The sequence below is a fragment of the Sphingobium sp. V4 genome (genome assembly GCF_029590555.1).
Taxonomy (GTDB): Bacteria; Pseudomonadota; Alphaproteobacteria; order Sphingomonadales; family Sphingomonadaceae; genus Sphingobium.
The window spans coordinates 1,045,552-1,061,668 of the sequence record NZ_CP081002.1 but is presented as its reverse complement, the minus strand read 5'-3'; the positions used below and the strand labels follow the sequence as shown (position 1 = coordinate 1,061,668).

General features: G+C 61.6%; 10 protein-coding genes and 1 pseudogene. 8 read left to right on the top strand and 3 right to left on the bottom strand.

From position 1 onward, the window contains the following. Positions 1-432 precede the first annotated feature (432 nt). Entirely contained in the window at positions 433-1,551 is a 1,119-nt protein-coding gene (locus K3M67_RS20605) for an IS110 family RNA-guided transposase (RefSeq protein ID WP_285833245.1), read from the bottom strand. A 798-nt stretch (positions 1,552-2,349) separates the two neighbouring features. Next, the gene (gene fucP, locus K3M67_RS20600) at positions 2,350-3,639 is read right to left on the bottom strand and encodes an L-fucose:H+ symporter permease (RefSeq protein WP_285833244.1); all 1,290 of its coding nucleotides are present in this window, start codon (positions 3,637-3,639) and stop codon (positions 2,350-2,352) included. Between the two features lie 245 nt (positions 3,640-3,884). Here fucP and K3M67_RS20595 point away from each other — a divergent pair, with 245 nt between their 5' ends. The 8 genes from K3M67_RS20595 (at position 3,885) to K3M67_RS20560 (ending at position 15,179) form a co-directional block, all read left to right on the top strand. Continuing rightward, positions 3,885-6,257 (top strand): glycoside hydrolase family 95 protein, encoded by a 2,373-nt coding sequence (locus tag K3M67_RS20595; RefSeq protein ID WP_353051185.1) that lies wholly within the window; start codon positions 3,885-3,887, stop codon positions 6,255-6,257. 23 nt (positions 6,258-6,280) lie between these two features. Next, a complete protein-coding gene (locus K3M67_RS20590) occupies positions 6,281-7,024 on the top strand; it encodes an SDR family oxidoreductase (RefSeq protein ID WP_285833243.1) in 744 nt (247 codons plus the stop codon). Then, a complete protein-coding gene (locus K3M67_RS20585; protein WP_285833242.1) occupies positions 7,021-8,295 on the top strand; it encodes an L-fuconate dehydratase in 1,275 nt (424 codons plus the stop codon). The genes K3M67_RS20590 and K3M67_RS20585 overlap by 4 nt, the downstream gene beginning before the upstream one ends. After that, positions 8,295-9,071 (top strand): L-fucose dehydrogenase, encoded by a 777-nt coding sequence (locus K3M67_RS20580; protein WP_285833241.1) that lies wholly within the window; start codon positions 8,295-8,297, stop codon positions 9,069-9,071. Before K3M67_RS20585 ends, K3M67_RS20580 begins: the two co-directional genes overlap by 1 nt. Before the next feature lie 17 nt (positions 9,072-9,088). Beyond that, a complete protein-coding gene (locus tag K3M67_RS20575; protein ID WP_285833240.1) occupies positions 9,089-10,204 on the top strand; it encodes a pectinesterase family protein in 1,116 nt (371 codons plus the stop codon). Positions 10,205-10,451: 247 nt separating this feature from the next. Beyond that, positions 10,452-11,462, top strand: a complete 1,011-nt coding sequence (locus K3M67_RS20570; RefSeq protein ID WP_285833750.1) for a zinc-binding alcohol dehydrogenase family protein — start codon at positions 10,452-10,454, stop codon at positions 11,460-11,462. 82 nt (positions 11,463-11,544) lie between these two features. After that, the gene (locus K3M67_RS20565) at positions 11,545-14,271 is read left to right on the top strand and encodes a TonB-dependent receptor (RefSeq protein WP_285833239.1); all 2,727 of its coding nucleotides are present in this window, start codon (positions 11,545-11,547) and stop codon (positions 14,269-14,271) included. Between the two features lie 98 nt (positions 14,272-14,369). Further along, complete coding sequence (locus K3M67_RS20560) at positions 14,370-15,179, top strand: IclR family transcriptional regulator (protein WP_285833238.1); 810 nt, start codon at positions 14,370-14,372, stop codon at positions 15,177-15,179. Positions 15,180-15,429: 250 nt separating this feature from the next. On the opposite strand, the pseudogene K3M67_RS20555 reads toward K3M67_RS20560, so the two are convergent. Continuing rightward, positions 15,430-15,843 (bottom strand): annotated as a pseudogene (locus K3M67_RS20555) (transposase); the annotation flags it as partial. Positions 15,844-16,117: the final 274 nt, after the last annotated feature.

Genomic DNA, 16,117 nt, shown 5'->3' with positions numbered 1-16,117 from the left:
GCACGGTCACCTACGTGACCGTCATCCGGGGGCTTCAGACATATCGTCACCTCCATGCCTGCCCCGGTTGCTTCCGGCTGGAGCGTCGCCGGGTGGGCCTTTCACCCACTCTTATGTTCGTTTTCAAGAGCCTTCGGCATGATGATGTCCTTTCCGCCCGAGATGACGAAATCCAATTTGTGAAGCTCATGTGCAGAGTAGGGAGCAGGGCTTTCGACGACGGTTGGCATACTCTTATGCGCGGGTTGGCTACCGCATATCCGTATGTTCGTCTGGGGCTGCCTCTGTCTAGAATCGGGCATAGACTTTTAGTCCGCCACATAGTGGGTACGAGGATTCCCCACCGGGGCCCTGCTCCCAACTTTGCACATCAAGCAGATGATGACGCTGGTTCTTGCTCCTTTCTCGTGACCGTTTACCGATGATGAGCCTTCATGCCTCAGCGGTGGGAGCCACCTCTTGCCCGATTGCCCAGAGGAAGGCGGCCATCTCCCGCGCGATTGCTGTGACCGCGACGGTCTTAAGCTTCCCGGCCTGGATCAGCTTTCGATAACGTGCGCAGAGCCTGATTTGCCCTTTCCATGCGATCTCGCGAACGGAGCGTGGTAGCCCTTCCAACCGTGCCTGGATCGTCTGGCTCACCCGGGCGGGAAAGCGGTAGGTCCATGCGCCTTCGATCAGCACGCGGCGAGCCCGCTTGTTGCCGGCCTTGGTGATGCCCCCGCGCTTCACCCGCTCGCCCGTTGAACTCTCGGATGGTACAAGCCCGAGATACGCCATCAACTGCGGCGCTGTTTCGAAGCGTCGTATATCGCCGATTTCCACGACAAAGGTGACGGCGTTGATGAACGCGATACCGCGCATCGCCTGGTAGGCTTCAACCACAGGTGCCATGGACCAGGACGCGGCTATCTCAGCGACCTGCTTGGTCAGCCTATCTTCTCGGACACCCGCATCCTCGATAGCCTGGATATATTCGACGAGCACGATGTGATGGGCGGGATGGGTGAAGCTCTGCGCTGCCAGCCAACGAAAATGCGCCCGTGTCCACGATGTGCGTCCCGGGAAAATCCGGCCATGGCGCAAGAGGAAGGACTGCAACTGCTGGCGAGCCTTCTTCAGCGCGTCATGGGCGCACTCACGAGCGCGGACAAGGTCGCGTACAGCCTCATGTGCTTCGTCCGGAACCCAGACGGCAGTCAACTCGCCGGCGCGATGAAGCCGTGCCAGGCTGACGGCATCGCGCCTATTGGTCTTCACCCGATCACCGGGGCGTTTGGGAATTAGAGAGGGCGCCACGACCTGGCACTCATGCCCCAGCGCGATGATCTGGAGATACAGATCGTACCCCGTCGGGCCAGCCTCATAGCAGAAGTGAAGCTTCGCCCCACGCTTCGCCAACTTGCCCACCATCGATGCGACCGACGTCGGCTCGGCGGAGATGTCGCCGAAAAAGCGGACTTCGCCGTTCCGTTCCTTTTCCGCGACTGCAACCGAGATCTTCGCTTTCGATGTATCGAGTCCGATGAAAAGTTCGCTATACTCGTCCATGGTTCGCCCTCGCTTAAGCTTGGGGATAGGCGCCGGTCCGTCCGGCGTAACCCCCGTTTCCTGCTTACTCCGAGGGCGGGCCAACTTCACCGCACGAACATACGGCCTAGAAAGTGCCGCCTTTGCACGGCGCACACCCTTCTGAGACGCTCAGAGATCAAATCTTGATCCCCAGGTGCGGAAGGTCCGCTATCCCGGCAGGTGTCGACCAACTCAAGCCATTCCGGTGCCGGCGCTAGAATGGAGGCTTGCGCCGCAACAGTCACTCGCAGGTTTGACAGTTGTCGGGTGATGACGCGCCCATCCACGCCTTTCGGAGGCAGTTTCGCCGCACCTAAGAGCGGACATTTAGATTTCAGAGCAGTTTGGGCGTTTCCGAACAACGGATTGGGTATGGCAGATAAAAGAAAGCTAACGCTCCAGCTTGTGCAGCGGACGGCTACCCGCTGGGAGGGTGTGGACGTCATGGGCTATTTTCCGCTCAGCTATGCCTATCGTCAGAAGAATATCGCAGTCGCCGGATCCGGTACGATCGATGGGCAGGCGAGGGATCGCTTCTGGTGGTTGTGGAAGGGCCCGGGCTGGCACGGGTCGGTAGCCCATGGCTGGCGTGAAGGTTTGGCCCGCCGCGCCATTCCCGCCGCGCTTCTTCCGGCAGCCCGACCGCAAGCCGGGCTAGAGCGTTTTCCTATTAGGTGAAACGCAGTTCGGCGCAAGCCAATCACCTGCTGACTCGGAAAACGCGGCAAAACAAAAGTCTAGAGCAGCCGAGCCGATGCAATCGGATCGGAATATTCTCTAGTCGCGCGCCTGCCGCGCAAACAGGCCAACAACGATGAAGCAGACCAGTGGGATCGCAATCGCGGCCTGCAATCCGCTTGCTTCGCTAAAGAGGCCCATGACCGGCGGAAGGATCGCCCCGCCGATGATGGACATGATCATCAGCGAGGAACCGAGCGCCGTGCCTTCGCCAAGATCGCGGACGCCGGTTGCAAAGATGGTCGGGAACATCACCGACATGAAGAAGCTGCTCAAGGCCAGCGCGATGACCGCGCCGACGCCCGAAAGCGCCATGGCCAGCGCCATCAGCGCGATATTGGCGATCGCAAACAGGCCGAGCAGCCGGGGCGGCGACACCCGGTGCATCAATGCCGCGCCGATAAACCGGCCGGTCATGAACAGCAGCAGGCTGCCCGACAGATAATAGGCCGCCATCCTTTCCGGCGTGGACGGCATCGCAAATTTCACGAAATCGACGAAATAGCTCCAGATGCACACCTGCGCGCCGACATAGAAAAATTGCGCCACCACCGCGAAGACCAGTTGCCGGTTCCTTATCACCGACGCGAAGGAGGTCGTCGGCGCATTGGGGTCTCTGGGGATCGTCGGCAAGCGGACCTTGGCAATGGCGACGCCCAGCAGGATGACGAACAGCGCCAGCCCCAGATAGGGCATCTGCACCATCATCGCTTCCGATGCGCGATAGGCTTGCAGATCGGCAGGGGCCATCACCGCGATGTCCTGCGCGCTATGTTCGACGCCCGAAAAGATGAACAGCCCGCCCAGAATCGGCGCGACGACCGCGCCAAGGCCGTTGAAGGCCTGCGCCAGATTCAGCCGCTGCGACGCGCGCGCGGGATCGCCGAAGCGCACGATGAATGGGTTGGCGGAGGTTTCGAGAAAGGCCGCTCCTGAAGCCAACACGAACAGCGCGAACAGGAAGGCGCCATAGCGATGCAGTTCGGCCGCCGGATAGAAGAGCAGCGCCCCGGCGGCATAGAGGCCAAGCCCTAGCAGCAGTCCCGCGCGATAGCCATAGCGGCGCAGCAGCAGCCCAGCCGGAACCGCCCAGAGGAAATAGGCGAGATAGAAGACGAACTGGATGAACCCCGCTTCGCCGCGCGACAGTGCCATCGCCTTCTGGAATTGGCGGATCAGGATATCGTTCAGATTATTGGCAAGCGCCCAGGCGAAGAACATGCTGGTGACGAGAACGAACCCCGCCAAATAGCCGGGGGTCACGAGCCTGCCGCCTCCCTCCGTCACGGACGGCTGACCGTTCGCGCCGGGGGCTGTCATGGTCGGCATGTTCCTGTCCATTGTCGCTCCTCTCCCTCGTTATCCGCGCTTCGATCCGCCTTGCAAACTTATTGATATTGCGTCTTGCGTAGCGCGGCAGCTCCCGTTAGCTTTCACATATAGAAGACGCTGTCAAATACGATATAAGCCGGTCGGGGGTGGATGATGGAAGGGCGATCGATACGTGTCGGTATGTCGGCCTTGCTGTCTCGGCGCGACTGGCGGGAAAAGGCCAAACAGAGAGGAGCCGTGCAGTGACTGTCGATCGATTCCCTGTCTCCCGCCGTGACCTTGTGGTCAGTGGATCGTCCACCGCCGCCATCTCCATGCTGGGCGTGCCGGGAGCACAGGCGGCGACCGTTCAGGGTGGCACCGATCACATGCTCTGGTATCGCCAGCCTGCGAAGGTCTGGACGGAGGCTCTGCCGATCGGCAATGGCCGCATCGGCGCGATGGTCTTCGGCGGCGTTGGGGAAGAGCGGCTCCAGCTCAATGAGGATACGTTGTGGGGCGGCGGCCCCTATGATCCGGTCAATCCGCTGGCGAAGGACGCCCTGCCGCAGGTGCGCCGCCTGATCTTCGAGGGACGGCTTGACGAGGCGAAGGCGCTGGCAACCGAAAAGGTCATGTCCACGCCCATCAGGCAGATGTCCTATCAGGCGCTGGGCGATGTGCTGCTGTCCTTCCCCGGCCTCGCCGAGCCGGAGGCGGGCAGCTATCGCCGCGACCTCGACATCGACGGTGCTGAAGCCGGTGTCCGCTTCAGAAGCGGCGGGGTCACGTATGCGCGGCGCATCGTCGCCTCACCGAACGATCAGGTCATCGCCGTTCACCTGAGCGCCGACAAGTCGGGCAAGATCAGCTTCGACCTCAAGATGACCTCGCCGCAGAAGGATCATGCTGTAAAGGCGCTGCCGGGCGACACGCTGCTGCTGGCAGGCAGGAACAACAGCCAGCACGGCATCGACGGCGTGCTGACCTTCCAGGGGCGGGTGAAGCTGATCGCCCAAGGCGGCAGCAGATCGGCGACCGGCGACACGCTGTCCGTGCGGAACGCCGATGCGGTCACGATCCTGATCGCCATGGCCACCAGCTACCGCAGCTTCACCGACACCAGTGGCGACCCCGAAGCTATTACGAGCGGCCAGATTGCGACCGCCGCCCGCAAATCCTTCCGCGCCATCGCGGACGACACGGCTAAGGCTCATCGCGACATCTATCGCCGCGTGTCGATCGACCTCGGCCGCAATGCGGAGGCGGACAAGCCCACCGACGCGCGGATAGCCCAGTCGGAAAGCGCGACCGATCCGGCGCTGGCCGCGCTCTATTTCAACTATGGCCGCTATCTCCTTATCACCTCCTCGCGCCCCGGCTCGCAGCCCGCGAACCTTCAGGGCATCTGGAATGACTCGGTCAATCCGCCCTGGGGATCGAAATATACCGTCAACATCAATACGGAGATGAACTACTGGCCGGCGGAACCCACCGCCATGCCGGAAATGACCGAGCCGCTGGTCGCGATGGTGCGCGACATTGCCCAGACCGGGGCGAAGACCGCCCGGACCATGTATGGCGCGCGCGGCTGGGTCTGCCATCATAACACGGACCTGTGGCGCGCGACCGGGCCGATCGACGGCGCCAATTTCGGCCTCTGGCCCACGGGCGGGGCATGGCTGTGCCTGCACCTGTGGGATCGCTATGATTATGGCCGCGACCGGCAGTTCCTCGCCAGCATCTATCCAATCCTGAAGGGCGCGAGCGAATTTTTCCTCGACACGCTGATCAAGGATCCGGCCAGCGGATGGATGGTCACCAACCCCTCGCTTTCGCCGGAAAATAATCATGGCCATGGCGAAACATCGCTCTGCGCCGGCCCGACGATGGACATGCAGATCATCCGCGCGCTCTTCACGCGGACCATCGCGGCTGCGGGCCTCCTCAGTCAGGACGCGCCCTTCGTGGCCGAACTGGATGCGATGCGCGGCAAGCTGGCGCCCAACCGCATCGGCGCGCAGGGCCAGTTGATGGAATGGAAAGACGATTGGGACGCAGGCGCGAAAGACCTGCATCATCGCCATGTCTCGCATTTGTTCGGCCTGTTCCCGGACAATCAAATTAACATGGACGACACGCCGGACCTCGCCGCCGCCGCCCGCAATTCGCTGGAGATACGCGGGGACAAGGCGACCGGCTGGGCCACCGCCTGGCGCATCAACCTCTGGGCGCGGCTGCGCGACGGCAATCATGCGCATCGGATTTTGCGCTTCCTGCTGGGGCCGGAGCGCACCTATCCCAACATGTTCGACGCGCACCCGCCCTTCCAGATCGACGGCAATTTCGGCGGCGCGTCGGGCATTACCGAAATGCTGATGCAGAGCACTGGCGATCAGATATTGCTGCTGCCGGCCCTGCCGGATGCCTGGCCCACCGGATCGATCCGTGGCCTGCGTGCTCGCAACGCCGCCATGGTGGACGTCAGTTGGCGCGACGGCAAGCTGGCGCAGGCGCGCATCGTTTCGGGCATGGGCGGGAAATATGAGATACGCTGCGGCGACGTGCGGAAGACAGTGACGCTCAAGCCCGCCCAGTCCATCATCCTCGCCGAGCCGACGCTCAGCCCGGCATGACCTTTATGTTGAACGGAGCATCCATGAGATTAGCCGGAAAGAAGGCGGTGGTGACGGCCGCCGCCGCAGGCATCGGCAGGGCCGTTGCCGAACGTTTCATCGCGGAAGGCGCGCAGGTCAATGCCGTGGACCGGGACGCGGCGGGCCTTGCCACCCTGGAAGGCGCGACGACCCATGTCGCCGACCTGATGGACGGCGCGGCCATCACTGCGCTGGTGGCCGCCACCGGTCCCTGCGACGTGCTGGCGAACTGCGCAGGCATCGTCCATGCGGGCACCTTACTCGACTGTTCGGAAGCGGATTGGGACGCGGCTTTCGCGCTCAATGCGACAGCGATGTTCCGGCTGGCCAAAGCGCATGTCCCGCACATGATCGCGGCGGGCGGTGGCTCCATCGTCAACATATCCTCGGTCGCCTCCTCGCTGATCGGCGTGCGCAACCGCTTCGCCTATGGCGCGAGCAAGGCGGCGGTCATCGGCCTGACCAAGGCGATTGCGGCCGACTTCGCGCGCGAGCGCGTCCGCTGCAACGCCATCTGTCCCGGCACGGTGGAAAGCCCGTCGCTCCTCGCGCGGATGGAAGTGCAGGCGAAGGCCACGGGTGACAGTTTCGACGCGACCCATGCCGCCTTTTCCGCGCGCCAGCCGATGGGCCGACTTGGCCGCGCGGAGGAAATCGCCAGCCTCGCGCTCTATCTCGCTTCGGACGAAAGCGCCTTTGTAACGGGAACGACCGCCGTGATCGACGGGGGATGGACGGTAGAATGACACGCATAACCGGTCTGCGCACGGCAGACATACGCTTCCCCACCAGCCAATCACTCGACGGCTCGGACGCGATGAATCCCGACCCGGACTATTCGGCCGCCTATGTCATCCTCGAAACCGACGACGGCCTGCATGAAGGCCATGGCCTGACCTTCACCATCGGGCGCGGCAACGAGATTTGCGTCGCCGCGATCAACGCGCTGAAGCCGCTGGTCGTGGGGCTGGAACTGGACTGGATACGTGACGATCCGGCACGTTTCTGGCGGCACATGACCGGCGACAGCCAGTTGCGCTGGATCGGGCCGGACAAGGGCGCGATGCATCTGGCCACCGGCGCGGTCGTCAACGCGGTCTGGGACCTGTGGGCCAAGGTCGAGGGCAAGCCTCTCTGGCAGCTGATCGCCGATATGACACCCGAGCAGATCGTCGCCGCCATCGACTTCCGCTATCTCACCGACTGCATAACCCGCGATGAGGCGCTCGCGCTGCTGACAAGGCGGGCGGAAGGCAAGGCGCAGCGGCGCGAACGGCTGCTGGAGGGCGGCTATCCCTGCTACACCACCTCGGCCGGATGGCTGGGCTATTCGGACGAAAAGCTGCGCCGATTGGCGAAGGAAGCGGTCGATGCCGGTTTCCGCCATGTGAAGCTCAAGGTCGGGCGCGATCTGGAGGACGATATCCGCCGCCTGCGCATCGCGCGCGAAGCGGTCGGCCCGGACTGCCACCTGATGATCGACGCCAACCAGATCTGGGAGCGCGACGAGGCGATCGAGTGGGTCAAGGCGCTCGCCTTCGCGCAGCCCTGGTTCATCGAGGAGCCGACCAGCCCCGACGATGTGGAGGCCCATCGCGCCATCCGCGAGGCTGTGCATCCCGTGCGCGTCGCCACCGGCGAAATGTGCCAGAACCGCATCCTCTTCAAACAGTTCATCATGCGCGGCGCGATCGACATCGTCCAGATCGACAGCTGCCGGATCGGCGGCGTGAACGAGATATTGGCGGTGCTGCTGATGGCGGCCAAGCATGACCTGCCGGTCTGTCCCCATGCGGGGGGCGTCGGCCTGTGCGAATATGTCCAACATCTCTCGATGATCGACTATCTCTGCTTTGCCGGCACGATGGAGGATCGGGTGATCGAATATGTCGATCATCTGCACGAACATTTCGTTGATCCCTGCCTGATCCGCGACGCGGCCTATATGCCGCCGACCCGGCCCGGCTTCTCGATCGAGATGAAACCGCAATCCATAGCGCAATATCGGGTGGACTGATGGATCTGGAACTCGCAGGAAAACTGGTCGTCGTGACCGGCGGCGGCGCCGGGATCGGCGGCGCGGTGTCGCTCGGGCTGGCGGCGGAGGGCGCGATCCCCGCCATCCTCGGCCGCAGCCCGCTCAAGCCCGAATTCGAAGCGGACATTCGCGCGCTCCAGCCGGCGACCATCTTCATCCAGGCGGATGTAACCGATGATGCGGCCTGTCGCGACGCTATCGACCAGATCGCGCAGGCGGGCCGCGGCATCCATGGCCTCGTCAACAATGCGGGTACCAATGACGGCGTGGACCTGACAGCGGGCACGGATGCCTTCATGGCGTCGGTGCGGTCCAATCTCGCCCATTATTATGGCATGGCGCATCATTGCCTGCCGCATCTGCGGGCCAGTCGCGGGTCCATCGTCAACATCTCGTCCAAGACGGCCGTGACGGGGCAGGGCAACACCAGCGGTTATGTCGCGTCGAAGGCGGCGCAACTGGGCCTGACGCGCGAATGGGCGGCAGCGCTGCTGGGCGACGGCATCCGCGTCAATGCGGTCCTGCCCGCCGAGGTGATGACCCCGCTCTATGCCCGCTGGATCGAAAGTTTCGACGATCCACAGGCGAAGCTGGACGAGATCGAACGCAAGATTCCCTTCGGCAAACGCATGACCAGCGAGCGGGAAATTGCCGACACCGTGCTGTTCCTGCTGTCGGCCCGCTCAAGCCACACCACCGGGCAGTGGATATTCCCCGATGGCGGATACACCCATCTCGACCGGTTGCTGACCTGAACGGCGGGAGGACTGACATGACTTTATATCGAGAACATGCCGGTCTCTCGCGGCGGGACTTTTCCCTCGGCCTTTCGGGATCGGCCATGCTCGCGACCGGCGCGGTACAGGCGCGGCCCTCTTTCGACGCGGTCATCGGCCCGGCGAAATCGACAGGCGTCCTGCCGGCCTATCCGACGTTGGAAGCGTTCCTGGATTCGGGCATGGGCCGCAGCGCGAAGCCGGTGACGGTTCGGCTCATGGCAGGGGAATATTGGGGGCAGACCGTCGTGGATCGGCCGAACCTGCGGTTGATCGGTGATGGACAGGACCGAACCTTTCTGCGCGCAGGTGCCTATGCCGGTGCGATTGCGCCGGACGGCAAGCCCTTCGGAACGTTTCGCACTGCAGTGCTGGACATACGTGCGCCCGGATTCCACGCCCAGGACATCAGCATCGAAAACATATTCGACGCCTGGGCTGAAATGCATCGACCCAACGGGTTGAAAGCGGATGAGGGCGGCAGTCAGCAGGCGATAGCGCTGGCGCTCAGTGGTTTAGCCGATCGCTCGACGATCTTCCGCTGCGCGATCCGCAGCCATCAGGATTCCCTATTCTGCACCACAGGACGCGCCCTTTTTCTCGATTGTCGCATTTCGGGCAGCTACGACTTCATCTTCGGCGGCGGAGCGGCCCGCTTCGAACAATGCGAAATCCTTTCCCGCCCCCGGATCGATCCGGTGGAAGGCTATATCGCTGCGCCCAGCACGCAGATCGCGCAACCCGCCGGCCTGATCTTCGACCGTTGCAGGCTGACCGCCGAACCAGGCGTGCCCGATGGCCGTGTGTTCCTTGGCCGACCGTGGCGCACATCAGCAAAGACATCGACCGGCTCCGTGCCGGACATGCAATCGGTCGGCATGGCCGCCTATCTGCACTGCATCATGGGCAAGCATATCGCTCCGGCAGGATGGACCCGCATGTGGTTTGGCACGCCACGGCGATGGTTCGAACCGGAAGACGCCCGTTTCCGCGAGTTCTCCAACAGCGGTCCCGGTTCGATCGGGACGAGGCGAAGCATTGAATTGACAGAGGAACAAGCCGGTCAGTTTTCGCGTGCAGCCATGTTCAAGGACTGGCGACCGCAGATCTGACTCGGCCAGTCGCCGACATCCGGCATTTCGCTACTTTCATATGTGCATCCGCGCCTACTCTCGCAGCCACTGCTCTGCACCCACGGTCGCTCAAATGCTATCACTGCCCAGCCCTCTACACGTCAATTCACCTGAACATCCATATGCGAAAGTCAATTGCATATATGGCACGAATCGCGTATATCGAGGGTGCAGCCACCTGAACGTGCATCAGGTGCGCGCGACAGGAGGGTGGACTTTGCCAAACATGGCAAGAATCAGCTGTATAGAACCTGGCAAGCTCGTCATGGACGACTGCGAAATGCCTGTTCCCGGTCCCGGCGAAGCCCTTGTACGCATCCGCCGTGTTGGCATCTGTGGAACCGATTATCATATCGTACGCGGGACGCAGCCCTATCTTTCTTACCCGCGGGTTATGGGCCATGAACTAGCGGGCGAAATAGCCGTCGCCGCAGCGGGGAGCCGTTGGCGCGCAGGCGAGCCGGTCTGCATCATGCCCTATCATAACTGCGGCACCTGCGTGGCGTGCCGGAAGGGCAAGCCCAATTGCTGTACCAATATCAGCGTGCTGGGCGTGCACAAGGATGGCGGTCTGGCCGAATATCTGGCGATCGAAGAAGCCTATCTGATCGCGGCGGACGGACTTCCGCTCGATCAGATCGCGATGGTCGAATTTCTTTCGATCGGTCTTCATGCGGTCCGGCGTGCCAATGTCGGCACGGGGGAGAAGGTGCTTGTCGTCGGAGCTGGCCCGATCGGCATGGCAGTCGCTTTCTTCGCCGCGCAGGACGGAGCGGACGTCACCGTGCTCGACAGCAATGCCGCGCGAGTTGCCCTTTGCGTTGACAAACTCGGCGCCCGTCACGGCGAGATATTGGGCGACGATGTCGCGCAACGGCTATCGGCCCTGTCGGACGGTGAGTTTTTTGATGCGGTGTTCGACGCGACCGGCAATGCGAAGGCAATCGAGGCCGGCTTTGCTTATGTCGCCCATGGCGGTCGCTATGTGCTGGTGTCGATCGTCTCTGCGGATATCCTTTTTAGCGATCCCGAATTCCACAAGCGCGAGATGACCCTGCTTGGCAGCCGTAACGCCACGCATGCTGATTTCGCGTCGGTTATCGATGTGCTGCGATCTGGCAAGTTTCCGCTCGATGCCGTGGTCAGCCACAATCTGCCATTTGCCGAATTGCCGGACACGATCGGCCAACTGATGGCCCCCGGTTCGGGCGTCATCAAGGCGCTGGTTGTCCTCTAAGGGCCGCCGCCCAATCGCAAGACACTGATTGCAAGACCAAGTCCCCACAAAAAGGATGGGGACGGGATGGGAGAGAAAGACAATGCAATATTTCAGCGCCACCGTCTCACTATTAGCCGTGATTGCCAGCGCTGGCTATCCAGCCTTCGCCCAGCAGGCGGCCCAAGATGAAGCGACGGTAACGCCTGCGGACCAGACCCAGAATCAGGAGATCGTCGTCACCGGCATTCGGCGCAGCCTGGAGGTCGCGGCCAATATCAAGCGAGCAGCGCCCAACCTCGTCGAGGCGATCTCCGCAGAAGATATCGGCAAGTTCCCGGACCGTAATCTTGCGGAATCGCTACAGCGCGTGACCGGCGTCCAGATCACCCGCAACAAGGGCGAGGGCAGCGGCGTCAGCGTGCGCGGCCTTAGCGAGAATTTCACGCGAACGCTCTATAATGGCCGCGTGCTGACATCTCCCAACGGTACACGCGGCTTCTCCTTCACCTCGATGCCGACCGATTTTGTAAGCACAGTGGAAGTCAGCAAAACGCCGACCGCCGACATGATCGACGGCGGCCTCTCCGCGACGATCGACGTCAAGATCAATCGCCCGGCTGACGTGGGCAAGAATATCGTAACGGTGGTAGCAGAGGGTCTGTATGAAACTAATCCCAAGAAGCTGACGCCCCATGTCTCCGCGTTCGTCAACCGCGTGTTCGGCGATGGCAGCTTCGGCGTGAACCTCGGCGTGAACTATGAAAAGCGCAAGGTTATCCAGGCCGGCTTTACCGGCTACGGCATCGAACAGCGCAAGGAAAATGCGGCGAATGGTCGGGACTATAATGTCGACGGCATCATATCCGACACGGCCTATGGTTTCGACCATGCGACCACCTTCGTATCGGACGAAGGAGATTTCGAGCGCAAGGCGATCGTCGGCGGTCTTCAGTGGAAGCCGGCAGACAATGTGAATCTCTATGCCGACGGCCTTGCAACATGGTTTACCGACGGCTTCAACCGCTTCGAACATCAGTTGCGCTGGACTAATATCGGCGGCCCGAATGCAGCCGTGCGCGACAGCACGGTGGGTGAGAACAACCTGCTGACCTTTCTGGATGCGGACGGGGTCGATCATCAGTCGAACAATCTGCGCTGGGTGAATAAGGACCGGACTATCAACCTTGCGGCTGGCGGGGACGCGACCTTCGATCGGCTGACCGTTTCGGGCGAGGCGACCTATGGTCGGTCAGTCCGCAACCTGTCGGACTTCAATTCCTTCGCGCCCATTTCGCGCGCGTCGGCTTCCTATGATCTGGGTGACGACTTCGGTGCAGTGCCCGACATTCAATATACGCGCGGCTATGATCCCTATGATCCCAGCACCTTCTACCTGCGTAGCTTTTCTGCCACGCGCGGGCGCAAAAATTATGAAACGAACAAGAGCGCGCGGCTCGACCTTAAATATGATTTCGACACCAGCTTCATCCGCTCGATCAAGATCGGCGGCTATTTCGGCGACGACAAGATCGAGTTTGGCGAACGCCCGCGCTATTTCGTCAGCCCACAGATGCTGGCCCAGATCTACGGCACGCCCTATCTGCCCGGTGTCGAGGGTGGCGCCATTTCCGCCGCGAACCTGATGAAGGAAGTCGATTATTCCCGCTTCGTCGGCGAAGGTCTGGGCCGCTTCCTCGTCCCCGATTATGACAAGCTGTTCGCTGACGCCAGTCTCGATGACATCTTCGCGCGTGGAACGGTGACGATCGACCGTACCAACCAGTTCATCGTGCGGGAAAAGGTTCTGGCCGGCTATGCCCGCGCCGATTTTGCGACGGCGGACGATCGGATCAGCGGCAATGTCGGTCTGCGCTATGTGCGCACCCGCCTGACCTCTGACGGGTTCGGCGCCGACATCGCCAATGCCGAATTGCAGAATGACAGCATCACGCTGATCGTGCCGGACAGTGGCCCGATTTCGTTCCGCAACGCCTATTCTAACTGGCTGCCCAGTTTCAACATGCGCTGGAGCGCCACCGACAAACTGATCGTGCGCATGGGCATTGCCCGCGCCATGACCCGTCCTGACCTCAATCGCCTTTCGCCGTCAGTAGCCATCAACGCGAATGTGCGCACGATCACGACGCAAAATCCCTTCCTCAAACCCTATCTCGCCGATCAGGCGGACCTGTCGCTCGAATATTATTTCGGCCGGACCGGCCTGTTGTCGGCGGCAGTCTTCTACAAGGATGTGAAAAACTTCATCGTCGACACGACATCGACCGAAACCCGCACGATCAAGTCGACTCTGACCGGCACAGTAACCCTGGACTTCCGCACCTTCCGTCCCGACAATGGCGCAGGCGGCAAGATCAAGGGCATCGAACTCAATGCTCAACTGCCGCTAGACATGCTGCCTGCGCCGTTCGACGGCTTCGGCGTCACCTCGAACCTGACCTTGCTCGACGTCAGCGACGTGGAAACGGTTGCTGGCGGTCCCAAGGTGCCGATACCCGGCGTGTCGAAGCGCAGTTACAATCTGGGCGCCTATTATGAAAAGAGCGGGTTCGGCATCCGCGCCAACTATTCCTATCGCAGCGCCGCGATCAACAGCACAATCGGCACGTTCGGGGACGGCGACCGGCAGAACCCCTATGGCCAGCTCGACATTTCAGCGAATTATGATGTCTCGCAAAATCTTTCGCTGACCTTCAATGCCAGCAACGTGACGGGCGCCACGCTCAAGCGTGAAACGCTGCAAGGCGTGTTGTTGAGCGAATATGATTTCGGTCGCCGTTTTACCGCCGGCGCGCGCATCAAATTCTGAAGCGGGGTAAAGATGGACTGTCGGCTGCGCAGGGGCTTCCCGCGCCGCCGGTTTTCTCGCGTGTTGCGCCCAGCCCCGCGCTCCTTTATCCGCATGGCATGAACAGCAGGATCGAAGATGAAGATGCCGCGGGCTCGGGCGGCGCGTCGGGCGCGAAGCGTCCCTATTCCGCGCCAGCGCTGGAAAAGGGCATCGCGATCCTCGAACTGTTCGGCACCGAACCGCGCGGCCTGACCATCAGCGAGATCGCCCAGCGGCTCAATCGATCGATCAGCGAAGTCTTCCGCATCATCATCGTGATGGAACGGCTGGGCTGGTTGTCCAAAGATCCGACAAACGATCTCTACAGCGTGACCTATCGCGTGCTCGACGTGGCGTTCCGCGCAACACCAGCGCAAACGCTCAGCAATGTCGCCGCGCCGGTGATGTTCCAGCTGTCGAGCGACACCAACCAGTCCTGCCACCTCGTGGTGGAAACCGGTGGGAGGGCGACCGTCGTGCATCGTCAGGAAAATCTGGGCCCGGTGGGCTTCGGCATTCGCCTCGGCACCGTAGTCGATATCGTGACGAGTTGTTCGGGCCATGTCCTGCTCGCCTTCTCGGCGGAGGACCGACGTGCGCGGCTGCTCGACGGCCTCTCGGTCGCCGATGATATCCGTGATCGCCTGACCCGACGGCTCGATGCGGTACGGTTGCAAGGTTACGAAATGCAACCGAGCGCGCGAACAGCGGGCGTAACGGACATCAGCTTTCCGATTTTCGGCTTTGACGGACATGTCTGCGCCGCGCTGACGATCCCTTTCCTCGTTACGATCGACGGATCGCAGAAGACGGGGCTACAAGAAACGCACGAAATTCTAGGCAAAGCCGCTCAGGATATTTCGCAAGGTCTCGGCTGGTCGTCCTGATCAAAATACTCCCGTGGCCAATTTCATGATGAAAATCAGAACAAATATGAGACTTGTCAGAACAGGTAGGTTGGCGGCCGGCTCGCAGTTCACCCGCCAACCATTCTATCCCGTCCTCGGAGGCAGGTTCGCCAGCGTATTCGTTCGAGTCCGCCTTCACAATCCTCATCACCATTCGTCGTTTGCTGATCCGGTCAATACTCGCGCTTCGTGCATCGAGCTCGTCAAGCGCCTTTGCGACAGTTGCGCGTGGCGCATCGACATAGGCTCGTTTCACCGACACGAGCGTTTGGCAGTTTCGCGTTCTTACCCAGTACCGTAGCATATTGGGGCGCGACCCCGACCGAAGCCTTGCCTTTTTTGGGAAGGGCTGTGTCGTCGATGATCAGCCAGGCCTTGTCGTCACCGACCAACTCATCCGCTTGCCGCCACAACGTCGCCTCCAGCGGCGCGCTGTCCCAGATCCCAGCACCGATGAAATGATGCACCCGGTCATAGCTGAGCGCGTCTGCGCGGGCCGCCATGGGCTGGATGCTCTTGCGATTGCCGGGGCCAATCAAGCCGGTTTGTAGGTCGGGCACATCCGACGCCGCGTCTTGTTACTCAAGTTCTGCAGGTATGGCTCAAGCCAACGCTCGAGATCTCTCTGCCAAGTCTCTTCCATCGCCAGCCTCCATCAAAGCTGGCTTCCTATGAATCACGCATTTCCCCTGCAGGGAATCCTAAAAATCACACTTCGGCCAAAGTCGTGCTAGCTCGATCGTGTGTCCCGCTCCCTTCTCCTCTGATGGCGGCGCAACCCTGGGCGCAGGCGCATGCCCTCAAGGCGTTCCATGCTTAGCACAACTGTCGAGACGATAAGTATTGGATAGGAATAATGGTGTACGGCGGGTTTCGGCGGAAGCTGACATTCGTCGGTTTATTCGGGAACGACGGCT